Genomic DNA, 23,417 nt, shown 5'->3' with positions numbered 1-23,417 from the left:
AGGACGAACGATTACTCCGTAGCCAGCCAGCTCAGCGGGATGGCGGCATACATTGCGGCGCAGGTTACCAGATGCGATTTCCAGGTTTTCTCATTCGGCGCATGCGCTTCCGGTTCTTTACCTGGCCCAAAGCCGATAACCGGAATACCGTGGCGGCCCATAATCGAGACGCCGTTGGTGGAGAAGGTCCACTTATCCACCACCGGAGCTTTGCCAAACAGGCCTTCATAGGCGTTGCTCAGGGCGCGGACGGTAAAGTGGTTTTCTTCCACTTTCCAGGTTGGGAAATAGCATTCGGTCGGGTACACCAGACCGGTCCAGGACGGACGTTCATAGTTGTACATTGAGACGACCGCCGCGGCTTTTTTCACCGCCGGTAGCGCGCGAATCTCATCCAGCGCGCCTTCCCAGGTTTCGCCCCAGGTCAGTCGACGGTCAATGGAAACGGCGCAGCTATCGGCCACCGCGCAGCGGCTCGGTGAAGTGAAGAAAATCTCTGAAACGGTCAGGGTGCCTTTGCCGAGGAACTCGTCGTTGCCAAGGTTATGCGAAAGCTGTTCCAGCTCGGTGAGGATCGGCGCCATTTTGAAGATGGCGTTATCGCCGCGCTCAGGGGCGGAGCCGTGGCAGCTGACGCCCTGTACTTCAACGCGGATCTCCATACGCCCGCGCTGGCCGCGGTAGATCTGGCAGTCGGTAGGTTCGGTGCTGACCACGAATTCAGGACGAATGCCGGACTGTTCGATAATGTACTGCCAGCACAGGCCGTCGCAATCCTCTTCCTGAACGGTGCCGGTCACCAGCAGAGTGTATTCATCTTCCAGGCCCAGATCCTTGATGATTTTACCAGCGTAAACCATGGAGGCCATCCCGCCTTCCTGGTCAGACGCACCGCGGCCGCCAATCAGTTCATCGGTCTCCATACCTTCGTACGGGTCGAAGTTCCAGTTCTTAATGTTGCCAATACCTACGGTATCAATATGCGCGTCCATCGCCACCAGGCGCGGGCCGTGGCCGATGTAGCCCAGTACGTTGCCCATTGGGTCGATTTCGACTTTGTCGAAGCCGACTTTTTCCATCTCTTCTTTAATGCGGTGGACAACGCGCTTCTCATCGCTGCTTTCGCTGGGGATGGCAATCATATCGCGCAGGAAACGGGTCATCTCTTTTTCGTACTGTTTTGATTTTTCCAGGATCGCTTTGAACGGAATTTGCTTAGCCATAAATTTGTTCTCCAGTTCTCAATACAGGCTTCCCGCCGGGCGGGAGGAATTTTGATAAGTCGGCTACTGCGTCGCCGGATACTTGCCTTCCCAGACGACTTCGCGATAGTGCTTAACGTCGGTATCGCCCTCGGTGCTAATCACCAGCACTACGGAGCGACTGTCGAGCTTGAGCTTGTGCATTAACGCTTCACGCTGCGGATTGAAATGCACCGCTGCCAGCAGGCCGAGACCTACGGCCCCGGACTCGCCGGAAATAATGCGCGGGTCGTAGCCAGTGGGGTTACCTAACACCCGCATACCGAGGGCGGCGACGGCATCCTGGCAGGAAACAAACTGCGTGGCGCAGTTGCGCAGCACTTCCCAGCCCAGCGGGTTGGGCTCACCGCAGGCAAGGCCGGCCATAATGGTGGCCATATCGCCGCTGACGTTGACAATCTGGCCCTTCACCGCGGAACGGTACAGACAGTCGGCCAGCTCCGGTTCGACGATGATGGAATGAAGATTTTTGGCACCGTAAACGTCGGCCAGATAGCCCAGCACGCCGCCGGCCATGGCGCCCACGCCCCCCTGCAGGAGTACGTGCGTAGGACGGGCGATGCCCATCGAAGCGAGCTGTTCCGCCGCTTCATCCGCGAGGGTGGCGTAACCCTGCATAATCCAGGTCGGAATTTTGGTGTAGCCTTCCCACGCGGTGTCCTGTACGACCTCCCAGCCGTTTTTCTGCGCGGTCTGCATGGTAAAGCGTACCGTATCGTCGTAGTTCATATCGGTGACGATGCATTCAGCGCCGAGGCGCAGAATCGCGTCAACCCGCTCCTGCGCGGAGCCTTTCGGCATGTAGATGACGGCGTTCTGTCCCAACTGACGAGCCGCCCATGCCACGCCGCGGCCGTGGTTGCCATCGGTGGTGGTGGCGAAGGTCATCTTCTCTTTGATGCTTGATTTGAGCGTTTCGAAGGAGAGATCGTTGATATCTAAACTGTATTTTTCACACAGCAGCCGGGCGATGGCGTAAGAGCCGCCGAGCATTTTGAATGCATTGAGGCCAAAGCGCTGGGATTCATCTTTTACGAGAATTTTTTGCACACCAAACAGCTCGGCAAGTTCGTTCAGCGCAATCAGCGGCGTAGGCTTATAGCCGGCGATCTTTTGATGAAAGCGGCGAGCCTGCAGCGCCTGCTGGCGTGAAAATAGCGGGGAAGTCTCCCCGTTAAAAAAACGGTTTTCGGCAATATCCATTTTCAGTGAGAAAGCAGACATACTCGATCCTTATCCTTTGAAGTTGGAAGGTCGTGGGGCTGGCCCGCAGGCCAGCCGGGGGATTATTTGATGCGTTTCTGCGCTTCTTTGAGCAACTCTTCCAGTACCTTGCCCGGGTTAGCGTATTTACGGCAGACGATCATCGCGGCGATGATGTAAGGCTTCCAGCTCGCCTCTTTGTAGGTCGGGATCCGGTATTTCTCGAAGACTCCTTCAGTCACCTCGCCCGCGTCACAGGAGACGCCGGTGATATCCGCCGGCAGGCAGTGCATATACAGCGCTTCGCCGTCGCGGGTGTGCTTCATCATCTCTTCTGTACAGTGCCAGTCTTTATGCCCGGCGTTCTGCTCAAGGCACGCTTTCTCCAGCGCCTTCAGTCCTTCGTGATCGTTCGCGCGCAGCAGTTCGGTGCGTTTTTCCATCACTTTGTACGGCGCCCAGGACTTCGGATAGACGATATCAGCGTCTTTGAAAGCCTCTTCCATGCTGTTCACCTGACGGAAACTGCCGCCGGAGGCTTGGGCGTTGTTTTTTGCCACTTCGATAACGTCAGGGATCAGGTCGTAACCTTCCGGATGGGCGAGGGTGACGTCCATACCGAAGCGGGTCATCAGGCCGATAATGCCCTGCGGAACCGAGAGCGGTTTGCCGTAGCTCGGCGAGTAGGCCCAGGTCATGGCGATTTTTTTGCCTTTCAGATTTTCCAGCGAGCCGAAGTGCTCACGCAGCCAGGCGAGGTCGGCCATAGACTGCGTCGGGTGGTCGATGTCGCACTGCAGATTGATCAGCGCCGGACGCTGCGGCAGCACGCCCTGCTTGTAGCCATCGTCCAGCGCTTCGCCTACTTCGCGCATGTAGGCGTTGCCCGCGCCAAGGTACATGTCGTCGCGAATACCGATGGCGTCGGCGCAGAAAGAGATCATATTGGCGGTTTCACGGACCGTCTCACCGTGGGCAATCTGCGATTTGCCTTCGTCCAGATCCTGTTGAGCCAGCCCTAACAGATTGAGCGCGGAGGCGTAGGAGAAACGGGTACGGGTTGAGTTATCGCGGAACACGGAAATGCCCAAACCGCTGTTAAACACTTTGGTGGCGATATTTTCAGCGCGTAGCGTTTTCAGCGCGGCGGCGACATCCAGCACCTGCTTCAGCTCATCCGGCGATTGTTCCCAGGTCAGCAGAAAGTCTTTCTCACTGAGATGAGAGTTCAGTTTATTGATATCCTTAATCAGTTCGTTAACAGTTTTCATGTTTCAATCCTGGTCGTGAATGACGGCTTAATGATTGCTGTGCGGTCGGATATGCAGAGTTGCCGAATTAGCGACTGCCAGCGCTGTATTATCACTAACAATAAGCGTGCCAAATTCACGAAGAGGGGCGGCCGACAGGTTTGAATGGTTAAGATTATGCTATGTCTGTCACGAATTCAGGCAGGTATCCCGTGGAAGGGAAAAATGGTCATGTTTACCATCGGCGTAAATTTACGCGTGAGGCTCAATGATGACCGTCGGGAATAAGTGAATTATCATCTTCGCATTGCGCCAATATGATAAAATTCGTCGTGAATTTATCATAATGATAAGAAACTGTGATAGCGATTGCATATTTAAGATAAGGTGGGGGGATCAGCACTATCTATATCAATGCTCCCCGGCAAAGGGAGTGATATCATCCTCGGTACATAAAATAAAGCTCGACTCTGTTCAGCTGAGCAATAATTAGAAGGCCGATATACATGATACCGTCCAAAGCACCTTCCATTTTAATGCAGATTCAGCCTACTATTCAGAAGTTTGCACGGATGCTTTCCAGCGTACTCCAGCTGGAGGTCGAAATTGTTGATAACGAGTTATTGCGGGTTGCCGGCACCGGGGCTTATAGTAAGCAGATTGGCTATAAATTAAATTCAAACTCACGGCTTCTTCGCTACATTATTGAAACACAGACTGAGAAGGTCGTCACCCATTCCCGCTTCGATCCCCTTTGTAAAGACTGCAACAATAAGGATAAATGCGAAGAGAAAGCCTTTCTCGGCACCCCGGTTATTTACCACGAGCGATGCGTTGGCGTTATTAGTCTGGTGGCGCTAACGCGCGAGCAGCAGGAACGAATAAATGCTAATATCCAGGAGTTTTCTGATTACGTTCGGCATGTTTCAACCATTTTTGTTTCCCGGTTTTTACAGGAGCGAGCGGTTGGTGACAATATCCATAAAATATTTTTAACCATGATTGAAAATATGGATCAGGGCGTTCTGGTCATGGGTAACGATCAAAAAGTAAAATTTGCCAACCAGGCCGCATTAAAAATAATGAACGTGAATCAGGGGCAGGTTATTGGTAAGACTATCCAGTTTCAGCCTTTAACTTTTGAAGATAATTTCAAGCACGGACATATGCAGCACATTATCTCTTTCGACGAACGCAAAGAGTTAATTATTGGCCAGCTACATGCGGTGCAGGATCAATGGCTATTTTTAATGGCTTTCCATCAGTCGCACTCTTCGACCGATTTCAGCAGCGGTCAGGAAGGGCCGCAGATTGAGGCGATGGTTGGCGAGTGCCGCCCAATGCGGCAGCTTAAGAAGCTGATCAGCCGCGTAGCCCCGAGTCCTTCCAGCGTGATGATTGCCGGTGAGAGCGGGACCGGGAAAGAGGTTGTGGCCCGTGCTATCCATAAGCTCAGCGATCGCCAGTCTAAGCCCTTTATCGCTATCAACTGCGCTGCGATACCCGAGCAACTGTTAGAAAGCGAACTGTTTGGTTATGTGAAAGGGGCGTTTACCGGCGCATCGGCTAACGGTAAAACCGGGCTGATCCAGGCAGCCAATAGCGGGACGCTGTTTCTTGACGAAATTGGCGATATGCCGCTCACTCTGCAGGCTAAGCTGCTGCGCGCCATTGAGTCTCGCGAGATCCAGCCGGTTGGCGCCAGCCATCCGGTTCAGGTAGATATCCGCATTATTTCCGCTACTAATCAAAACCTTGAACAGTACATTGCGGAAGGGAAGTTCCGCGAAGACCTCTACTATCGCCTGAACGTTATTCCGCTGCGTCTGCCGCCGCTGCGTGAACGTCAGGACGATATCGAGCTGCTGATTCACTATTTTCTGCATCTGCATACCGGGCGGCTCAATCTGGTTTATCCCGGCGTTGCTCAGGACGTGATCGATTTCCTCAAACGCTACCGCTGGCCGGGCAATATACGCGAACTCAGCAACCTGATGGAGTATCTGGTCAACGTCGTACCGTCGGGAGAAATTATCGATATGTCGCTGCTGCCGCCCAATCTGGTGAGCAGCGGTGAACTGGCGAGCCAGACGTCAGCGCCAGTTTCCGCTGCCGTCACGCTCTCGCAGGAGGAGAGCGTCACTGCCCTTGAAGAGATGGAGCGACAGATGATCCGCGATGCGTTATCCCGCTACAGTAATAAAAAGCAGGCGGCGGACGAGCTGGGAATTGGTATCGCTACGCTGTACCGCAAAATAAAGAAATATTCGCTGGTGGCAGGCTAGAACAGAACGGGGGCAGGAAGGAGAAATAAAAAATCCACGCGAGAGCGTGGATTTTTTATGGAGCAATTAGCAGAAATTTAGACGTTAAATCGTGATTATGAATTTATTATATTGATATTTAATGTTTTTGTTTTTGATTGTTATTTTCATACTCATGCCTGTACTCACTTTAGTTGAGGCTGCTATCTGAGGAGAATTATCACAACTCCTGTTCATCTGTTCTTTTTACCAAGAGTATATCTTTTATCGCTGCCCTTCATAAGTTACTTTAGCTTAACTTATTGTTTTATTAGTGCGAATGTATCGTTTATAGTATGGTGACCTGCTTCCCATTGATTAACACCCAGCGAAGTTGAAGCCAGGCGGTCACACTCCCGTCCTGGGCATCTGTCAATACGATTAACCGTTCAGACAGAACGCGACCTGTTGTATATCCGTCACTCCTCCTTTCCCGACACTCTCAGCATCATCAGTGTGTACCCATGAGACAGGGGGTGCTCAAATGAGCGCCATCAATCCCTGCTCGTTGTTCTCTGTCTATCAGTACATTGTACAGTAATAATTGTACGACTATTTATTGTGAGTGTTTTCAATTAGTGATTGTTAATTATACAATGGGCGAGTGGTGATTATTTTTTTTGAGGCCATAAATAATTATCCGATGGCCGCTGTTAAATATCTTGTGTGTTTCTGCTGATATATTATTTAAATGACTTTATATTTAAGTCTATGTTATTTTGTTTTTACTTATTTTGATTTATTTTTTACAAAATTAATATTCTGATAGCATTGTAATTATTTGTATATCTCTCAATGTGATAAATATCACTTAATATTAATCTTGAGTTGTTACTATTATTTCAGGTTCTAAAAAAAGAGGAAATATAATGAAAGGAATTTATCTTGCTATTGCATCGTGTGCGATGTTTTCATCGTTATCTTTCGCCAATCTGGGTGCATCATTAAGCGAAAGTGATTATCTCAAAAAACAGTATCTGAATGGTAAAAGTGAATTAGTTGAAGGCCAGAAACCTCAGATAAAGGTAGCAACTTTTAACATTGGTGCTGGTTTAGCTAATCACAATATGGATGTTAAAGATGTTGCCGAAGGCATAAAGAAATTAAATGCCGACCTGATTGGGTTGCAGGAGGTTGATAAACTAACTAATCGCAGCGGAAATGTCGATCAGGCAAAGGAGCTAGCTAAGATAACTAATATGCATTACTTCTTCTCAAAAACAATTGATGTTGATGGAGGAGAATATGGAACAGCTATTTTATCAAAACATCCTATAAAACATGCCCAGGCGTTCAAGATGCCATCTGGTGACTATGAACCACGACAGGTCATTGTTGCAGAAGTAAATGTTCCAGGCTTCAAGATGCCTGTACATTTTCTGAACATACATACTGACTGGCATCATCAAGATGCGGTAAGAGTCAGCCAGATGGAATATCTTAACGCTTTCACTACAGATGATGCTGATGTTAAGGATATATTTCCTAATCTCTTAACTGGTATCATGATAGCAGTCGGTGACTTTAATGATGTGGATAACAGTAATAGTATTAAGAAGTTAAAATTGTTCTGGGATGAAGTATCCGTTAGTGGAAAAGATATGAGGTCATGGCCCGCAGCTAATCCTTCTTTGGCATTGGATAAAATCTTTACGTCAAGAGGTCAGGTGTGGCAGGTAAAAGATATGTTTGTACCTAACCAGCCAAATGATTGGGCAAGTTTTAACTGGCCTTTAGTCAGCGACCATATTCCAGTAATGGCTACGCTGGAACTGCATGAATATTAATTTATTGAATGAGAAGTGAGTAACTTTAACGGCTCCCTGTGGGAGCCGTTTGGGCTCCATTGCCATCAGCATGGTGAATCGCTACGGGTTTAACAGACGCCTCAGAGTCATTTAAGATGACTTAAAGAGAAGAGACCATGAGCGGTAAGCGTTATCCTGAAGAGTTTGAAATTGAAGCAGTCAAACAGGTTGTTGATCGTGGTCATTCTGTTTCCAGTGTTGCAACACGTCTCGATATCTCCACTCACAGTCTTTACGCCTGGATAAAGAAGTACGGTCCGGATTCTTCCACTCATAATGAACAGTCAGATGCTCAGGCCGAGATCCGCCGTCTTCAGAAAGAGTTGAAGCGGGTTACGGACGAACGGAACATATTAAAAAAAGCCGCGGCGTAGTTCGCAAAGCTGTCCGACTGAGGTACGCCTTTATCCGCGACAACAACCGTTGCTGGCCTGTTTGTTTGCTCTGTAGGGTTCTGGATGTCCATCCGAGTGGATTTTATTTCTGGCTTCAGCAGCCACATTCACAGCGTCACCAGACAGACCAGATGCTGACCGGGCAGATCAAACAGTTCTGGCTTGAGTCTGGCTGCGTCTATGGTTATCGTAAGATCTATCTCGATCTGCGTGATACCGGAAAGCAGTGCGGAGTGAACCGGGTCTGGCGGCTGATGAATCGTGCCGGAATAAAAGCTCAGGTTGGGTACCGTAGCCCATGTGCACGTAAAGGCGAAGCCAGCATCGTGACACCCAACAGGCTCCAGCGGCAGGTTCAATCCGGACTCACCGGACGAGCGTTGGGTGACGGACATAACCTATATCCGAACCCACGAAGGCTGGCTGTATCTGGTCGTGGTGGTTGACCTGTTCTCCCGAAAAGTTATCGGCTGGTCAATGCAACCCCGCATGACAAAAGAGATTGTCCTGAACGCATTACTTATGGCGGTGTGGAGGCGTAATCCTCAAAAGCAGGTACTGGTTCACTCTGATCAGGGCAGTCAGTACACAAGCCATGAGTGGCAGTCGTTCCTGAAATCACGCGGTCTGGAAGGCTGCATGAGTCGTCGCGGTAACTGCCATGACAACGCGGTTGCGGAAAGCTTTTTCCAGCTACTGAAGCGCGAACGGATTAAGAAAAGGATCTACGGAACGAGAGACGAAGCCAGAAGCGATATTTTTGATTATATCGAAATGTTTTATAACAGTAAGCGTCGGCATCGTTCGAGCGAGCAGATGCCACCGGCTGAATATGAAAACCTATATTATCAACGGCTCAGAAGTGTCTAGATTATCCGTGGCGATTCAGTGGCTTTAATATATGATATGGCTGTGTATTTATTTAATAATATCCTAGCATAACATGTGTTTTAAATCGCAGCCCTGCCTGTCTAGCAGGAGGACTGCGGAGATTTAAATTATTTGGAACTCAATAGATTATAGCTAGTCATAAGATTACGGTAATCAGGAATATGATTAGAGAACAACATACCTAACCCTTCAATATCATTACGCCAGTCACGGTGCAATTCACATGCTACACCAAACCATGACATTAGTTGTACACCGGCTTTGGACATGCGATCCCATGCTGCATCACGAGTTATCGGGTTGAAAGTGCCAGATGCATCGGTGACGACAAATACGTTGAAGCCTTCTTCAATTGCTGAAAGTGCTGGGAAGGCAACGCATACTTCAGTTACTACCCCCGCAATGATTAACTGTTTCTTCCCCGTGGCTTTAACAGCTTTAACAAAATCTTCATTATCCCAAGCATTGATATTCCCTGGCCTGGCAATATAGGGGGTATCAGGAAATTGTTCTTTAAGCTCAGGAACCAATGGTCCATTAGGACCATTCTCGAAACTAGTTGTCAGAATTGTGGGTAGGCCAAAATATTTCGCTAGATCACCAAGTGCTAGAACGTTATTTTTGAACTTGTCTGGATCAATATCGCGAACTAGGGATAGGAGTCCAGTTTGATGATCTACCAGCAGAACAGCGGCGTCGTCTTTGTTTAAACGAACATATGGTTTATTCATTTTATCACCTTCTTTTGAAATTACAGTGGCTTAGTACTTAGTGCTTAGTGCTTAGTGCTTAGTGCTTAGTGCTTAGTGCTTAGTGCTTAGTGCTTAGTGCTTAGTGCTTAGATGCATTAGTGCATCTATGTTGCTTCGGTAATATTCAGTTTAGATAAATCAGCACGTAGTGGAAGTAATGATGATGGAACTCTTTGTTCCATAGCTGGAACAATCATGCAATAATCACGACTCATGTTCTCGATTGTTCATGAAACTAGATTTTTGATTGTATTGCTGGCTTGAATCGCCACGAATTTAACAGTGACCTTGACCCGAAATCCTGCTCCATCAGAAACAGAATTCCGGCATGATATTCACTTCTCTGAGTGGAGGTTGTGCCGATGAAAAAATCACGATTCACCGAAGAGACAGATTGTCTTTGCCCTGAGGCAGGCTAAGCTGGATACGCCCGTGCCAGAAATCTGCCGCAAGCTTGGCATTTCCGACGCCACGTTCCACACCTGGCGCAAAAAGTACGGCGGGATTTCTCCTTAGGAGCTGAAACATATGCGGCAGCTTGAGAAAGAGAATCTCAGGCTGAAAAAGCTGGTTGCCGATCTGAGCTTCGACAAGGCCATGCAGCACGATGTGCTGGCCGCTGGCGCGTGTGCGCGAATGGGTCAGGGACTTCGCTACGAGGCCAGTGAGAGGCAGGTCTGTTTTGCGCTTCGGGTCAGCTGCAGCTCTTTCCGCTACCGTTTTGTGGCAGCAGATGACAGTGGGCTACGTCTTCGTATCAGGGAGATCACCGAAACCCGGGTCCACTAAGGCTACCGCAGGGTTCACGTCATGCTCAGGCGGGAGGGCTGGCGGGATAATCATAAACGCATTTACCGACTCTACAGCGAGCAGGGGCTGTCCCTGCGTCTCAAACGCCCACGCCGGAATAAATCGGCACAACACCGACAGCTCCAGCCTCAGGGGCAGTATCCGAATCATGTCTGGGGCATGGACTTTGTCTCTGAGGCCTTATTTGACGGGCGTCTGTTACGTCTGCTGACAGTCATTGATCACTACACACGCGAATGTCTGAGGATCTGCGTGGGCCAGAATCTGCGATAAACGGAGGTCGCAGAGATGCTGAACACCATTGCGCTCAGACGTCCCTTACCACAATTGCTGAAAACCGATAACGGCCCTGAATTTACAGGGAAAATGGGTTTATGAACGAGGGAGCTGTATCGATTTCTCTCGACCGGGAACACCGATGGACACTGCCACAGTGGGGTCGTTCAATGGCAGGCTGCGACAGGAATGTCTGAACGAGAACTGGTTCATGTCTCTGGAGAACGCACGGTGCAAAATCGACGCCTGGCGCATACACTATAACCAGAGGCGGCCCCATTCTGCACTAGGCTGGATGACGCCATCCGAATTCGCTGAGAAGTCTGCCGGTTGGCAGAATATGCAGCCAACATGAAGCTGGTTATTCCTGATTACGACTGGATCATATTCGGGGTCAGGGTCAACTAAACGACATTACTAACTAAAGGTTGTATCTAATCCTGGGGTCTGGTCACCTTTATCGTTTATATTTTGCCAACATCCAATTCCTCTCAAAAATGATATGCGTTTTTCTTGATTTAAAAAATTCAGAGCAATTACTATCAACTCATCTGAGTAGAACAGAGTAGCGTTCGCATTTTTGAGTAACCCTTATTAATGTTTACCAATATTAGTTTGCGAGAATATTGAGGGTATAATGAAGTTAAGAATGTGGTTATTTCGTTATGGATGGTGTTTGCTCTGTTAAATCCTATTCTAAAATGCCTCTGAATCTGGCTGATTGAAACAATTGTATCATGGATGCCTTTTGTCAGTATAAATTGTAATGCCGTAGAGATTAATGGATCAAAATCCTCATCTTCATTGCCAAATGAAATAAATAATTTTTCAATGAAGTTTTCACTATTAATAGGTTCCATTGCTATATCTCCTGATATATCTTGCCATGTGCTAACTTTTTATTCCTAATATTTTATCTTTGATTTCTTTTACATCATTCTCAAGAGTTTTGACTGCTCTCTTGAGGTCATACAAATACCAAGCAATGGCACCTAATGCAGTGAAGATAATAGTTATTACCATGACTCACCTTAAAATTAATAATGTTTATATCTAAAATAATTGATAGCAGAAGTTATAGAAATATAGCTGTTATATTCCAGTGTTACTGCTATCAGTAATAATAAAGACAATCAGAAGTTAAATTTGTCTCTTAAATGAAGAAAATAAGTACTGCTAATAAAGAAAACAAAGTATCGGCTCCTACGACCACCAGAGATAATATTTTCCATAATTTACTTGAAGATGTTCTTATTATGCTGATAAACATCAGCCCGCTCCAAATCAATGTAGCAACATCTAACCGCAATAATGTACCTTCTGATTCAGTGAAATACGCCATTACCGTTATTATTACAGTAGGGGTTAACCAACATAACCAGAATGTTATCGCTAAGCTTAACTTTCCTTGTAGTATGGTCTGGAAGCCAATTTTAGCTTGTTCTTCGCTGTCTTTTTGATGTTCTTTTAATTTATTAAAGATCGACATTTTAATTCCTCTGGAAATTGATGCATGATCGTTTTTCATTAGTTCAACATGGTTATATTCGGATGTTCTTTATAATTTTCCCTGATGACAGCGGTCGCCGATTTTCTACATAGAAGTAAGCAACGTTGAAAGCGGATTTTTTATGGTTTCCTTGTCCCAATGAAGGCCAGTCTCTGAAAGCTTCAATCTGCTGTTCTGTAAATGGTGTGGTTGAGAAGTCGAAGAGTACTAGCAAGGCTTTACCGTCGTACTTCATCAGCTTTTTCATTTCAGTCGCGTTCACGTATGCGGAGAGTGTTGCTTTAGGGGCATCGGGACGTCTGACGGCGAATTCCACTGCGACATCATCAATGACAAAATCAATGTAACCGTTGCCCGTGAGTGTGCCAGGGAGCTTTGCCTGAACTTCTGGTGTAAGGCTGTCGCCAAACCAGCCTAAAAGGTAGCACCTTACCAGTGGTAAAAGTTCCCTTTCGTTACACTCATTCAGGCGTAGCGTTTTAACAAATTCACGTCTATAAAGTGAAGAAAACAGGTAATCGAAGCTTGAAACAACATCCCTGATAGAAGTACTCATTCAAGTATCCTTTTGGTTTTTTTCCCATGATAACGACTTGGCCAGATCTCTTCAGGTGTTACACCCAAAGCCTGTGCTATCAGGCTTTCTGCCCTTGGATAGTGACGTTCAAAGGCATTGTTTAATGTTCTTGCAGCAAGTCCCTGATCGCGTGAAAGCTGTGATAATGTGAGCCCACGTTTATGCAAAGCTGCCACAATATCTGCTCTATGCCAGTCCTGCTGACTTCCCTTAGTTCGCTTTTTTTGCGATGCTAGTGAGTTATTCACGGTATTAACTCCACTGATTCATTACAGTGATATTAAAAGCGAACAAAAGGAACTTTTCAAGTATCTTTTTATTGTTTTTGTGCTCTTTTGTTTTAATGCTTTGATATCTGGTGATATTTTTATGACGCGTCAAGATAAAAAATTACATATATCAGACAATAATGCTTCCAATGAAAGTGGCGAATGGTTATCAGTAGCTGGTTTTGTGGGAATGAAAGGGATGCCCGGTACTGCCAAAGGTGCTCGTCTGCGACTGGAAAAGCTGGCTGCTATACATCCGGGGATTAAGCGAAAGAGAACTCAGGGAAAAGGGTTTGAATATCATATCAGCGCCGCAAGTATGTCGCTAAAAAGTGAGCGCTCGGCTGTGCAGGTTTCCTCTGATGAACAACTGAATCTTTGGATACAGCTGTTTAAATCGATGACGCCTGCATCACGTGAAAAGATTTTACAACAGGCGCTGGTGTTAGTGGCAGAGGATTTATCTACTAAGGCCTGAAGAATGTCATAATGAGTATAACCATCTGATTTTTAAGTGATTTATTTTTGACTTTTATTATATAGATGGTATAATTATCAATGTTGGCAAAATACATTTTTTAAAATGCTTTGCCACATGTTATTTACTCACAAATAAACAAATATTTTATTATCCTTTTATTGGGAGGTTTATTGTTGTCTAAAATCTGAAAAATAAATTATTAAAACGAAGGTTTGTATTGTTTTTAATAAGTGATTAATTGTCGTTTCGTGTTAATTAATGGAAATACATTATGAAAAATAAAATGGCTTTTAAACAGTCAGGGTTAAGTTTACCCATAAGCCAGGCTTTTATTACTATTTTGAAAAGTGTTATTTCTTTACCATCTAAAATTGAAGTAAATCACCATGCAGTAATACTTAATTTTCAAGACCCTCAATACACAGCAGAGAGCGGGGGATTTCACCCGGTGGAGATCCGTCTAATACGATGTAATGATGGCTGGCAATTTGATTATCTCACCGATTTCAGTTTTATGGGTGCAGTATGGCCTGAACTGGAAAAAGAAATGGATATCAGTTGGAGTCAGGAGTATGTCTGGCATTATCTGATGGGCGATTTAGATCCTGAAGAAGGAGGCGCGTTATTTGAACTGTGGCAACGTAACTTTATTCAATATTGGAAAATGAAAATTTATACCGTCTCTGTCCAATGGGAATGTTGAGACAGGACGATAGTTAAAACAATAAATTTAAGTAATACGCGTAAAACCTTATTCATGACGTCATGAGCAACAGATATGTGGCTCAACAATGGAAAAAATTCAAGCATCGCTTTTAGCCCCTGCAAAACAGGGTGAACTGGACAGTCTCTGTGGACTTTACAGTGTCATCAATACGCTTTATTGGTTCTATGGTCAAAAAGTCAGACGAAAGCCGCTGTTCAGAGCGCTCGTTCATCATCTCAGCCAACACAGTAGCATTGCCGATTACCTTACCAACGGCATGGAATCTCCCCAAATAGATTGTCTGCTGCACTTCCTTCAAACTAGCCGCTACAAACGTTATCCCATCACCGTTTACTGTCCGTTTCTTACCCAACCTAATGTATCAACGAAAGCCATTTTAGCGCAGTGCCAGGAATGGCTTGAACATAACCACGGTGTCATATTACTGGGCGATCAGTATCACTGGTCTGTTGTCACGCATATTGATGATGATTGGTTGTGTTTTTTTGACAGTGGTTCACGTAAGCATATTCACCGGCATCGTTGGTCACTACGTCATCAACAGGGGAAATATCAATTGTTCAAAGACGCTATCTACTTTATTGGACAGGGGAAACAGCCATGACCTCAACTGAACATCTATTGATAGAGCAGGCAAGAAAGCTACTTCGAGCATCAGTACGTAAGGGGAAGCAGCTAACGTCACCTGATGATGTACGTGACTTTCTGCTTTTCACGTTGGCCTTACGGGAAAATGAGGTGTTTGGTGTTGTTTTACTGGATAACCAAAATCGCGTACAGGTCTGGCGTGAGTTATTTCAGGGTTCCGTAAATGAAACCCCAATCTATCCAAGAGAAGTAGTGAAACTAGCGTTACAGCATAATGCGGCTGCAATCATCCTTGTTCATAACCATCCCAGCGGTAGTACAGAGTTCAGTTCTTCAGATCGCCACATTACCAAAAAGTTAAAACAAGCTTTAGAGCTTATTGATGTCAGGGTATTGGATCACTTTATTGTTGCAGGAGACTGCACTGTATCGATGGCAGAGCGCGGCCAGCTGTAATGCTGGCTTTTGTTAATATGCATTAATGGACGAATATGATGACCAAAAATCATGGCGATAAGAGCGAGTTGACGTCATTTCGCTCAGAGAAAGCGACATCAAAGACGGCGCTGGCAATTTATCTGGGAGGCTTGGCACCCAGTGGCCGACGCAGTATGTATTCTCTGCTAAACAACTGTGCAGAAATACTGAAAGCTGATAGTCGTGCTGATGACTTCGATTGGATGCAACTACGCTATGTGCATGTAGCCAAAACTCGAGCTACATTGCTGGACAAAGGATATGCAACATCTACGATAAACATGACACTGGCAGCCCTGAAAGGCATTGCGCAGACGGCATTTAACTTACAGTTACTGGATGCCGACAATCTAGCGCGTATTAGAACCGTTAAGCGTGTCAAAGGCGACAGTTATCGTAAAGGTCGGGCATTGAGCAAGGATGAAGTAAAACAGCTCATTCAGGCAGCTAAACAGCATCCACAGAAAATACGTCAGCAGCGTGATAAAGCGATTGTTCTAACGCTCTGTGGGGCTGGATTACGGGTTGGGGAGCTGGTTGCACTACGCATCGACGACTACTGTATTGCCACTCAAACACTCACCATTCGCAGGGGAAAAGGGCGAAAATATCGGGAAATTACCGTTGCTCCCGTAGTAGCTCGTGCCCTGATTAGCTGGATAAAAGCAAATCCTGGCAGTGGTGCTTTGTTTACTCATATACATCGTTATGGCCAAGCAGGGCAAAAGGCACTGACGGAAGCAGGGATCACCAGTATCTTGCAGCAACTGAGGGATGTGGCTGATTTGCAGCCATTCACGCCCCATGACTTACGTAGAACCTTTATAACCCGCTTGTTAGAGCAGGGTGCTGATATCAATCTTGTGCGCCAACTTGCAGGGCATAGTGATATCAGCACTACGGTACTGTACGACAGACGGGATAGCAGTGAGCTGGAGAAGCTATCCCGTGGTCTAACCTTTTGAAGGCCTACTAGAGCCAGGCTCACAAGTTCTGATGGTTTACCCTTCATTGAGTACTTTAATCGTCTCATTAAGCTCATTCAGATCCATTAAGTTGGCTAGCGCCTCTCTATCCCATCGTATGTTTTTCCTTTGGTAATGAGTATTGTGTAGTGTACCCGGAGCGATAACTCCATCATTATTAAGCTGCGACACTAAGGATAAATCATTTTTCCCTGAAAAAGAGCGATATAGGGCCGATTGATACAGGTCATACATGTGCTGAGCCTTTTTCGTCTTTGCCGGTTCAATATCATCAAGACTGCCTTTATTGTTATAGATATACACTGCCTTATAAAGTTTAACAATGCAGTAACTAATCACACGGCTGAGGTCATCAGTGTTCTTTCTACCAGTAAAGTTCAGTTTTTCCCCAAGCAAGTCTTCATAGATTTCAGCGAGCCTCTCATACACGTCCCTTCCTAAATATATCTTTGTATTGATAAATCCATTTTTAGCATACTTTTCTTCTTTATTGCGTTTATATTGTGCATTTCTTTCCCTATCTAAAACTATTTTTTCAATATTATCTGATTTTTTATCTTTATTTTTGAGGTTTTTTTTAGTATTGAGACCTGATTTTTCTTTTCTCATAGCTGTTTTTATCTCCTTTCCTGTAAGTTTTGAAGGATCCATGGCATGTGAGATTCACATGAAGTGCAGAATCTTATGTTTAGAGTTATCTATCAACTATTTTGATGTGAAAGTTTGAATCTCACCCTAAAAACACGCCGCTTTGATATTAGTTAACATACTCTCGTCAACCAACAAGAGGATTAGTTATGTTAAATAGATTAATTAAAGTGGATGAAGTGATACAGCGCTGTGCAATATCACGGGCTACGTTATACAGGCTTATTGCTGAAGGAATGTTCCCTTCGCAAGTCTTACTATCAAAACGGGCAATTGGATTTTATGAGCATGAGATTAATGAATGGATAAATAGCCGTACACGTATTCAGTAAATTTAAAATACAAGCCATTTTTTATTTCTCTTGAATGAGAGCGGGAGTTCTTTGTCCTGAGGAAGGGAAGTGGCTTATTTTTTCTAATTATTAAGGAATCACATTATGAAAAATAAAAAGACAATTTTTGACAAGAAAGAAATATCTAAAGAAATAATTAAGCATATTCCTGATTTTGAAACGCAGGGTGATGTAGAAAATGAAAATAGGGAGCGAATTAAAATAATAAAATCTGTTTATAAAGAAAATAACAAGCAACGTTATATTTCTTTAGCTAAGCAGTTGGAAGAATGTATGGACGATGATCCATGTAAAAGTATGGCATGTGCTAAATGTCAGCGTAAACGCCGTCTTATTTTTTTAAAGAAATGGCTGCCATTTCTTCTTGAAAATGAAGGATACAAGATGGTTACGCTTATTATCTATAAAGATATGACACCTAGTAGAAAACTATTGAAAATGGATATTGATTCAATAAGGCAGAGTCTGGATAAAACTATTCGTCGTATTGGTTTTGAAAAACCTGTAATAGGCGGTTTTGATATGGATTACCATAATTATACTCATGATTCAAAAGGTAGCCACTGGATGCCACACTTTCATTTATTGGTTCCTAATGAACCAGAGAAACTGGAAAAACTGAGGAGTTATATGCTGCGCCCTCAAAATTTATATGTCCGAAAAGGACGCAAGAATCGTCCAATACGAATCGATGATATTGATAATGTTGCTAGTGCGTTGAGTTACTGCGTAACAGGTATGTGGTTAGAGATCCCATGGTTTATCAATAAAGATGGGGAATTAAAGAAATTCAAAAATAAACGCCGCATTAAAGATAAACTGGTGTTTGCCAAATCACTCATCAAGCTGAATCGCCTGAAGGCATCACAGCTGAACTTTGGCGTTAATGTCCAAAAACGATAGGGAGAAATCATCTGAAGATGCTACTGGCACCCTCAACAGAGGTGTAGATAGCCATGATAGAGCATATGTGGTGGGTAACACTGTTCAGTTCTTACAGCCCACTCTGTCTGCTGTATGCCAGTGGCATTGGTAAGTGTGATTTGGTGATTTGTGATTTGCTCTTTGGTGCTGAAGTTTTAGCGAAAGAGTGAGTAATAACAGGAAAAACATAATGAAAAGTAAATTTACGGTAAAACTTCTGGCTTTATCGATAATGAGTGCTGGGCAAAACAAAGCATACCGGCTTGTCAAAATATATAATACTAATAATGAAAAATATGAACGCTTATTGATTCCTGCATCAGAAATAGATGACAAACGTATTTTACGTAAAAGGTTACTTGATGCGGGATTATCACAAGAATTGGATAATGATGAATGGGATGAAATCTATATAAATTTACGCCGAAACCCTAAAAAAAGAGTGCTCCTGTGCGATAAGCCTGGATACGTAAATGTTGATGGAAAACTATACTATTTAACCGTCAATAATCATTTGATTGGGAAATGTAGCAGCTATGCTCCATTAGCTTATCCGGGTTCCTCCGCATTTCCAAATAATGAAAGTAGTCAGGGAACGTTAGAGGAATGGCAGAAACATGTAGCAGCTTATGTTCTTCATAGCCCTCAAATGGTTTTGGCTTTATGTAGTGCTTTTGCCGGATATTGTATTTATTACACTGAGATAGAAACAGGAGGATTTCACCTTTATGCTAACAGTTCTAAAGGTAAAAGCACCACCTTGCTTGTTGCTGCATCCGTTAGGGGAATGAAAAGGCTGATTAAGTCATGGAAAATGACGGAAACAGCATGTGAAGAGATAGCAGCAGCGCATAACGATAATGTTCTTTTATTGAATGAACTTAAATTATTACATAAAGATGAGAGCAAAGCCGCCCAGTTGGCTCAGCATATTATTTATCTGTTAAGTGAGGAATGTGGAAAGCAACGAGCTGCAGGGTACCAACAATATCCAGTCCGGTGGCGTTTAATAGCATTGAGTACTGGAGAGTGGAGCCTTGGGCAGCATGCAGAAAATGGCTCTATGGAACGTTTAGGCGGAGAACAGGTTCGTTTTGTGGATGTACCGGCAAACAATGAAAATGGATACGGGATTTTTGCTACTTTACCTGAGGGTTTAAGTGGCGGTGAATTCGCTGAAATGCTTCAGGCTAATTGTAGTCGTTATTATGGTACGGCTGGCCAGAAATTTATTAATAAATTATTGACTAAAGACAGTAAGGTAATAAGCAAGAAATTAACTCGATTAGTTAATAAGTTTCTTAAATACCATGATTTAGAGCAAAGTAACGATGGTGTCAAACGGCGGATCGCAACTCGTTTCGCTTTGACTTATGCAGCAGGTGTATTGGCTATTAAATTTGGCATATTGCCTTTTGATGAAGAAGAGATTATGGCGGCTATTTCATATTGCTATCTGAGTGCTGTTAATCCGATGAAGGCTAAATTCTCTGACATGTTTAAAAAGGAATTTCTTGATGAATTAATTAAAAATGACTTTGATGACATTAGATTTATTAAGGCGAAGAAGGATGTCGTCAATGACATTAATATATTAAAAATGGAAGTAAATAATACAGCTGTGTTTGCTGTTGATAAGGTTTTTTTCAAAGAAAATATAACAACTTCATTAAAAAATGCAATTGATGTGCTAATTAAAAATAATGTGCTTTATGCTGATGCTAAAGGTAAAACAACACGTCAGATACCCTATCGTGGTGAGCGGTTGGCGAGGCGCTATTGTCTCAAACGCGATGAGTTATTGCGGCTTATAAGCTAATAGGTTGTAACTGGTAGGCAGGGATGCCTACCATTACTGTTTTCATTATCTTAGAAGGTTTTGCATGAGAGGCATTGCAAGACCTTTTCACCGTTAACCAACTTACTATGACGCAAAGGCTGTTTCACGCTCAGAACTGCTCAGCGAATCTTGCATGGGCAGCTTTGTGCCAGAAGCGGACCTGTTTGAATAGCCTGGAACGATAGTACCCGTCAGTCTGGAGACTTCTCAGCCTGCTTTGTTGTCATTGTCATACCGCACGAATTACTCATTCATCACTCTTTAACTGATTAAAAGTTTGTTATATGGTTTTATCTAGTGCACTATATAATCATCTACAAGGTAACGGATTGGCATATGAGCATGCAGTCACGACAGGAAATAGGGACACAACTTTCGTTTGCCCTCTATGGTGCGGCGAGCCGCATGAACCGGTTACATAAGCCGTTGCTGGACCCGCTGGGGCTAACCTTTCCCCAGTATCTGGTCATGCTGGAGTTGTTTAACGGAACCCCACGCACCGTGGGTGATATCGGGAATAAGCTCGGCATGGATACCGGCACCATTACCCCCCTTCTCAAACGGCTTGAGGCTGCCGGACGCATAGTTCGCATGCGGGATCGCGCTGACGAAAGGCGAGTCCTCATTACTCTTACGGATGACGGGCTCGCTTTGCAAAGCGAGCTGTGGCACGTAACCGAAAAAATCAAATCAGCCTGTCAGTTATCGGATGCGAAGCTCGAGGAGTTACGAGATACCCTCAATAACTTTGCCCATCCCGCTGATAACTGATCATCCTCCACTCAGACAAAAGGTACTGGTATGAAAATAGGCATTATTGGCGCTGGAAACATTGGTGCGACTCTGGCACATAAGCTCTCTGTGCAGGGCCATGAGGTCAAACTGGCTAACTCAAGGGGACCGGAAACAATTGCAGAGATTGCGCGAAGAGCTGGGGCACTGGCGGTTGAGCGTCAGGAAGCCGTACGAGATGTGGATGTCATCATCCTCTCTACGCCCTTTGATAAGCATGCTGAACTGGCTGAACTCTTGCGTGATGTTCCGGAGAGCGTGATCGTCATTGATACGTCTAACTACTATCCCTTCCGCGACCGGGACATTGAAGAGATCCGTGAAGGCAAACCTGAAAGCGTGTATGCCAGTGAAATAGTCAAACGCCCTCTTGTCAAAGCCTGGAACGCTGTTCTGGCCGAGACGCTTAAAGATAAAGGGCTGGTTGCCGGTTCACCCTCACGTATCGCTATTCCGGTTGCCGGCGACAGTACGGTAGCAAAATCTGTTGCACTAGAACTGGTCAGTCAGACCGGTTTCGATGCAGTTGATGCCGGTACGCTTAGCGAATCATGGCGGCAACAGCCCGGCACGCCAGCCTACTGTACTGAGCTAAAAACCGGAGAGCTTGAAGCAGCCCTTAAGGCAGCGGATAAAACTCGCGCTCCACTAAACAGAGATGCGTTGATCAAGGAGTTTATGTCTGCAGGCGAACAACTCACTCATGATGCCATCGTTAAACGTAACCGTGCAGTAACGGCCTGAGCCAAAAAGGGGATGTTATGATTAATTATGAAAAGTACCGGATTGCTGTTCTGGGAACCGGCCATATCGGTAAAACGCTTGCTCGCAGTCTCGCCTCTGCCGGTCACTCCGTTAAGGTTGCAAATTCACGTGGGCCTGAAACGATAGCCCCCGACGTGCTTGAAACGGGCGCTGAAGCAGCCGATGCAGCCAGTGCAGTACAGGATGCACAGGTTGTCATCCTGTCCATACCTATGGCAAAGGTTGCGGATATCGCGCCTCTGATCCGGACATTACGCAGTCATGTTATCGTTGCTGACACGTCGAACTATTACCCACATCGCGACGGAATCATCGATGGGTTCTCAGATGGTCAGGTCGAAAGCGCGTGGGTAGCGCATCTCCTGAACCGTCCACTGGTGAAGGCCTGGAATGCAATAGGTTCAGATTCTCTCGCTACAAAAGGTAAAGCAGAGGGTACAGCAGGACGTATTTCAATTCCGGTGGCAGGGAATATCGTAGAGCACAAAAAATTGATTATGCGTCTTGTCAGTGATACGGGGTTTGACGCCTTCGGTGCAGGTACAGTTGAGGAGTCATGGCGTCAACAACCGGGTGCACCTTGCTACTGTACTGACCTCACATTTGATGAAATGAAGTCAGCGATCGCCGCAACGGAAAAAACACGGCTGCCTGCGCGTCGGGATATTGCTGTTCAGGCAATTCAGGAGCGAATGGGCGATAAGCAATCCAATCCGACTGCAGATTATATTGTTCGATTACACCGGGCTCTTTTTATGTAATCCGTAAGCCATATTTCATTTATCGATGTATGAGCGAAAATGCAAACATCTGCTCTTCGCTCATAAGAGACAACCATACTCAAATCTCCCACATTGCAGGAGATTTGAGTATGAACACGTCACCGTGGAATAAAGACCGTATCATAGGCCAAAAAAGACCACTTCAGATATCTCATATCTGGGGGATCCGAATCCGGCTTGAACTGGAAGGTAAAACGCGTGATTTAGCTCTGTTCAATATGGCCTTAGACAGTAAGCTACGAGGCTGCGATCTGGTGAACCTCAAAGTATCTGATGTTGCATATGGTAGCTCGGTTTCAAGCAGAGCAACGGTGCTGCAACAGAAAACCGGTAGCCCTGTGCAATTTGAGATAACCAAAGGGACAAGAGAAGCTGTTGCTGCATTGATAAAGCTTGGCAATTTGCACAGTAAAGACTTCTTGTTTCGGTCTCGGATCGGAACTAACCGGCACATATCAACCCGACAATACAGCCGAATTTTTCATGGGTGGGTAGAAAAGCTTGGTCTCGAAGCTTCGCTTTACAGCACACATTCCATGAGAAGAACAAAACCTTACCTGATATACAAGAAAACCAAGAATCTTCGGGTGATCCAACTTCTGTTGGGCCATAAGAAACTGGAAAGCACTGTCCGTTATCTAGGCATCGAAGTCGATGATGCGTTAGAGATCTCTGAATCGATTGAAGTCTAAGGTTGTCAGGGCTGCAACAGCAGCCCTGTGCCAAAAGCAGACCTTCCGTCTAACCC

The 23,417-nt window shown here is 45.3% G+C and carries 24 protein-coding genes and 2 pseudogenes; 16 read left to right on the top strand and 10 right to left on the bottom strand.

Annotation, left to right across the window (positions count from 1 at the left end):
• Positions 1–11: 11 nt before the first annotated feature.
• From GJ746_RS15315 to ygeW, 3 genes are all read right to left on the bottom strand, one after another.
• Positions 12–1,223, bottom strand: coding sequence for a YgeY family selenium metabolism-linked hydrolase (locus GJ746_RS15315; protein WP_154680963.1), 1,212 nt, complete (start codon positions 1,221–1,223; stop codon positions 12–14).
• 63 nt (positions 1,224–1,286) lie between these two features.
• Complete coding sequence (gene dpaL, locus GJ746_RS15310; RefSeq protein WP_154680962.1) at positions 1,287–2,486, bottom strand: diaminopropionate ammonia-lyase; 1,200 nt, start codon at positions 2,484–2,486, stop codon at positions 1,287–1,289.
• 62 nt (positions 2,487–2,548) lie between these two features.
• The gene (ygeW, locus tag GJ746_RS15305; protein WP_154680961.1) at positions 2,549–3,736 is read right to left on the bottom strand and encodes a knotted carbamoyltransferase YgeW; all 1,188 of its coding nucleotides are present in this window, start codon (positions 3,734–3,736) and stop codon (positions 2,549–2,551) included.
• 485 nt (positions 3,737–4,221) lie between these two features.
• On the opposite strand from ygeW, the gene GJ746_RS15300 reads away from it, so the two are divergent.
• From GJ746_RS15300 to GJ746_RS15290, 3 genes and pseudogenes are all read left to right on the top strand, one after another.
• Positions 4,222–6,000 (top strand): sigma-54 interaction domain-containing protein, encoded by a 1,779-nt coding sequence (locus GJ746_RS15300; protein ID WP_154680960.1) that lies wholly within the window; start codon positions 4,222–4,224, stop codon positions 5,998–6,000.
• Between the two features lie 887 nt (positions 6,001–6,887).
• Positions 6,888–7,805: an endonuclease/exonuclease/phosphatase family protein gene (locus tag GJ746_RS15295; RefSeq protein ID WP_154680959.1), complete on the top strand. Its 918-nt coding sequence runs from the start codon at positions 6,888–6,890 to the stop codon at positions 7,803–7,805.
• A gap of 137 nt (positions 7,806–7,942) precedes the next feature.
• A pseudogene (locus GJ746_RS15290) lies at positions 7,943–9,091 on the top strand (IS3 family transposase).
• 128 nt (positions 9,092–9,219) lie between these two features.
• Here the strand turns inward: GJ746_RS15290 and ycaC are convergent.
• A complete protein-coding gene (ycaC, locus tag GJ746_RS15285) occupies positions 9,220–9,843 on the bottom strand; it encodes an isochorismate family cysteine hydrolase YcaC (RefSeq protein WP_154680958.1) in 624 nt (207 codons plus the stop codon).
• Positions 9,844–10,226: 383 nt separating this feature from the next.
• Between ycaC and GJ746_RS15280 the strand changes: the two are divergent.
• Positions 10,227–11,305, top strand: a pseudogene (locus tag GJ746_RS15280) (IS3 family transposase).
• Positions 11,306–11,492: 187 nt separating this feature from the next.
• Here the strand turns inward: GJ746_RS15280 and GJ746_RS15275 are convergent.
• The 5 genes from GJ746_RS15275 to GJ746_RS15260 form a co-directional block, all read right to left on the bottom strand.
• Positions 11,493–11,810, bottom strand: a complete 318-nt coding sequence (locus GJ746_RS15275) for a DNA translocase FtsK (RefSeq protein ID WP_154680957.1) — start codon at positions 11,808–11,810, stop codon at positions 11,493–11,495.
• Between the two features lie 31 nt (positions 11,811–11,841).
• Positions 11,842–11,973: a hypothetical protein gene (locus tag GJ746_RS25510; RefSeq protein WP_264766550.1), complete on the bottom strand. Its 132-nt coding sequence runs from the start codon at positions 11,971–11,973 to the stop codon at positions 11,842–11,844.
• 130 nt (positions 11,974–12,103) lie between these two features.
• On the bottom strand, positions 12,104–12,478 hold the full coding sequence (locus GJ746_RS15270; protein WP_195908739.1) for a hypothetical protein: 375 nt from the start codon (positions 12,476–12,478) through the stop codon (positions 12,104–12,106).
• Positions 12,479–12,491: 13 nt separating this feature from the next.
• Positions 12,492–13,016 carry a hypothetical protein gene (locus tag GJ746_RS15265; protein WP_154680955.1) on the bottom strand — a complete coding sequence of 175 codons (525 nt, stop codon included), beginning with the start codon at positions 13,014–13,016 and terminating at the stop codon, positions 12,492–12,494.
• Positions 13,013–13,285: a helix-turn-helix domain-containing protein gene (locus tag GJ746_RS15260; protein WP_154680954.1), complete on the bottom strand. Its 273-nt coding sequence runs from the start codon at positions 13,283–13,285 to the stop codon at positions 13,013–13,015. Before GJ746_RS15260 ends, GJ746_RS15265 begins: the two co-directional genes overlap by 4 nt.
• A 121-nt stretch (positions 13,286–13,406) precedes the next feature.
• On the opposite strand from GJ746_RS15260, the gene GJ746_RS15255 reads away from it, so the two are divergent.
• The 5 genes from GJ746_RS15255 to GJ746_RS15235 all read left to right on the top strand — a co-directional run bounded on the left by GJ746_RS15255 (position 13,407) and on the right by GJ746_RS15235 (position 16,544).
• Positions 13,407–13,784, top strand: a complete 378-nt coding sequence (locus GJ746_RS15255) for a hypothetical protein (RefSeq protein ID WP_154680953.1) — start codon at positions 13,407–13,409, stop codon at positions 13,782–13,784.
• Positions 13,785–14,058: 274 nt separating this feature from the next.
• Complete coding sequence (locus GJ746_RS15250) at positions 14,059–14,490, top strand: DUF2787 family protein (RefSeq protein ID WP_195908738.1); 432 nt, start codon at positions 14,059–14,061, stop codon at positions 14,488–14,490.
• Between the two features lie 88 nt (positions 14,491–14,578).
• Positions 14,579–15,118 (top strand): hypothetical protein, encoded by a 540-nt coding sequence (locus tag GJ746_RS15245; RefSeq protein ID WP_154680952.1) that lies wholly within the window; start codon positions 14,579–14,581, stop codon positions 15,116–15,118.
• On the top strand, positions 15,115–15,558 hold the full coding sequence (gene radC / locus GJ746_RS15240) for a RadC family protein (protein ID WP_154680951.1): 444 nt from the start codon (positions 15,115–15,117) through the stop codon (positions 15,556–15,558). Before GJ746_RS15245 ends, radC begins: the two co-directional genes overlap by 4 nt.
• A gap of 35 nt (positions 15,559–15,593) precedes the next feature.
• A complete protein-coding gene (locus GJ746_RS15235; protein ID WP_227852674.1) occupies positions 15,594–16,544 on the top strand; it encodes a tyrosine-type recombinase/integrase in 951 nt (316 codons plus the stop codon).
• A gap of 36 nt (positions 16,545–16,580) precedes the next feature.
• On the opposite strand, the gene GJ746_RS15230 is transcribed toward GJ746_RS15235, so the two are convergent.
• Positions 16,581–17,174, bottom strand: a complete 594-nt coding sequence (locus GJ746_RS15230; protein WP_154680950.1) for a hypothetical protein — start codon at positions 17,172–17,174, stop codon at positions 16,581–16,583.
• A 188-nt stretch (positions 17,175–17,362) separates the two neighbouring features.
• On the opposite strand from GJ746_RS15230, the gene GJ746_RS15225 reads away from it, so the two are divergent.
• The 7 genes from GJ746_RS15225 to GJ746_RS15195 all read left to right on the top strand — a co-directional run bounded on the left by GJ746_RS15225 (position 17,363) and on the right by GJ746_RS15195 (position 23,361).
• A complete protein-coding gene (locus GJ746_RS15225) occupies positions 17,363–17,545 on the top strand; it encodes a helix-turn-helix transcriptional regulator (protein ID WP_115464435.1) in 183 nt (60 codons plus the stop codon).
• Between the two features lie 105 nt (positions 17,546–17,650).
• Complete coding sequence (locus GJ746_RS15220) at positions 17,651–18,469, top strand: hypothetical protein (protein WP_154680949.1); 819 nt, start codon at positions 17,651–17,653, stop codon at positions 18,467–18,469.
• A gap of 211 nt (positions 18,470–18,680) precedes the next feature.
• Positions 18,681–20,309, top strand: a complete 1,629-nt coding sequence (locus tag GJ746_RS15215) for a DUF927 domain-containing protein (protein ID WP_154680948.1) — start codon at positions 18,681–18,683, stop codon at positions 20,307–20,309.
• Positions 20,310–20,666: 357 nt separating this feature from the next.
• The gene (locus GJ746_RS15210) at positions 20,667–21,101 is read left to right on the top strand and encodes a MarR family winged helix-turn-helix transcriptional regulator (protein WP_174592426.1); all 435 of its coding nucleotides are present in this window, start codon (positions 20,667–20,669) and stop codon (positions 21,099–21,101) included.
• A 30-nt stretch (positions 21,102–21,131) separates the two neighbouring features.
• Positions 21,132–21,866 carry an NADPH-dependent F420 reductase gene (locus GJ746_RS15205; RefSeq protein ID WP_154680947.1) on the top strand — a complete coding sequence of 245 codons (735 nt, stop codon included), beginning with the start codon at positions 21,132–21,134 and terminating at the stop codon, positions 21,864–21,866.
• A gap of 17 nt (positions 21,867–21,883) precedes the next feature.
• On the top strand, positions 21,884–22,648 hold the full coding sequence (locus tag GJ746_RS15200) for an NADPH-dependent F420 reductase (protein ID WP_154680946.1): 765 nt from the start codon (positions 21,884–21,886) through the stop codon (positions 22,646–22,648).
• A 110-nt stretch (positions 22,649–22,758) separates the two neighbouring features.
• The gene (locus GJ746_RS15195; protein ID WP_023320086.1) at positions 22,759–23,361 is read left to right on the top strand and encodes a site-specific integrase; all 603 of its coding nucleotides are present in this window, start codon (positions 22,759–22,761) and stop codon (positions 23,359–23,361) included.
• Positions 23,362–23,417 lie beyond the last annotated feature (56 nt).

It is taken from the genome of Klebsiella oxytoca, assembly GCF_009707385.1.
Taxonomy (GTDB): domain Bacteria; phylum Pseudomonadota; class Gammaproteobacteria; order Enterobacterales; family Enterobacteriaceae; genus Klebsiella; species Klebsiella oxytoca_C.
The sequence above is the reverse complement of the archived record's forward strand: the minus strand, read 5'-3'. Positions and strand labels throughout refer to the sequence as shown.

Coding starts and splice junctions, on each gene's coding strand:
- GJ746_RS15315 (WP_154680963.1), bottom strand. CDS start 1,223: ATGGCTAAGCAAATTCCGTTCAAAGCGATCCTGGAAAAATCAAAACAG.
- dpaL (WP_154680962.1), bottom strand. CDS start 2,486: ATGTCTGCTTTCTCACTGAAAATGGATATTGCCGAAAACCGTTTTTTT.
- ygeW (WP_154680961.1), bottom strand. CDS start 3,736: ATGAAAACTGTTAACGAACTGATTAAGGATATCAATAAACTGAACTCT.
- GJ746_RS15300 (WP_154680960.1), top strand. CDS start 4,222: ATGATACCGTCCAAAGCACCTTCCATTTTAATGCAGATTCAGCCTACT.
- GJ746_RS15295 (WP_154680959.1), top strand. CDS start 6,888: ATGAAAGGAATTTATCTTGCTATTGCATCGTGTGCGATGTTTTCATCG.
- ycaC (WP_154680958.1), bottom strand. CDS start 9,843: ATGAATAAACCATATGTTCGTTTAAACAAAGACGACGCCGCTGTTCTG.
- GJ746_RS15275 (WP_154680957.1), bottom strand. CDS start 11,810: ATGGAACCTATTAATAGTGAAAACTTCATTGAAAAATTATTTATTTCA.
- GJ746_RS25510 (WP_264766550.1), bottom strand. CDS start 11,973: ATGGTAATAACTATTATCTTCACTGCATTAGGTGCCATTGCTTGGTAT.
- GJ746_RS15270 (WP_195908739.1), bottom strand. CDS start 12,478: ATGAAAAACGATCATGCATCAATTTCCAGAGGAATTAAAATGTCGATC.
- GJ746_RS15265 (WP_154680955.1), bottom strand. CDS start 13,016: ATGAGTACTTCTATCAGGGATGTTGTTTCAAGCTTCGATTACCTGTTT.
- GJ746_RS15255 (WP_154680953.1), top strand. CDS start 13,407: ATGACGCGTCAAGATAAAAAATTACATATATCAGACAATAATGCTTCC.
- GJ746_RS15250 (WP_195908738.1), top strand. CDS start 14,059: ATGAAAAATAAAATGGCTTTTAAACAGTCAGGGTTAAGTTTACCCATA.
- GJ746_RS15245 (WP_154680952.1), top strand. CDS start 14,579: ATGGAAAAAATTCAAGCATCGCTTTTAGCCCCTGCAAAACAGGGTGAA.
- radC (WP_154680951.1), top strand. CDS start 15,115: ATGACCTCAACTGAACATCTATTGATAGAGCAGGCAAGAAAGCTACTT.
- GJ746_RS15235 (WP_227852674.1), top strand. CDS start 15,594: ATGATGACCAAAAATCATGGCGATAAGAGCGAGTTGACGTCATTTCGC.
- GJ746_RS15230 (WP_154680950.1), bottom strand. CDS start 17,174: ATGAGAAAAGAAAAATCAGGTCTCAATACTAAAAAAAACCTCAAAAAT.
- GJ746_RS15225 (WP_115464435.1), top strand. CDS start 17,363: ATGTTAAATAGATTAATTAAAGTGGATGAAGTGATACAGCGCTGTGCA.
- GJ746_RS15220 (WP_154680949.1), top strand. CDS start 17,651: ATGAAAAATAAAAAGACAATTTTTGACAAGAAAGAAATATCTAAAGAA.
- GJ746_RS15215 (WP_154680948.1), top strand. CDS start 18,681: ATGAAAAGTAAATTTACGGTAAAACTTCTGGCTTTATCGATAATGAGT.
- GJ746_RS15210 (WP_174592426.1), top strand. CDS start 20,667: ATGAGCATGCAGTCACGACAGGAAATAGGGACACAACTTTCGTTTGCC.
- GJ746_RS15205 (WP_154680947.1), top strand. CDS start 21,132: ATGAAAATAGGCATTATTGGCGCTGGAAACATTGGTGCGACTCTGGCA.
- GJ746_RS15200 (WP_154680946.1), top strand. CDS start 21,884: ATGATTAATTATGAAAAGTACCGGATTGCTGTTCTGGGAACCGGCCAT.
- GJ746_RS15195 (WP_023320086.1), top strand. CDS start 22,759: ATGAACACGTCACCGTGGAATAAAGACCGTATCATAGGCCAAAAAAGA.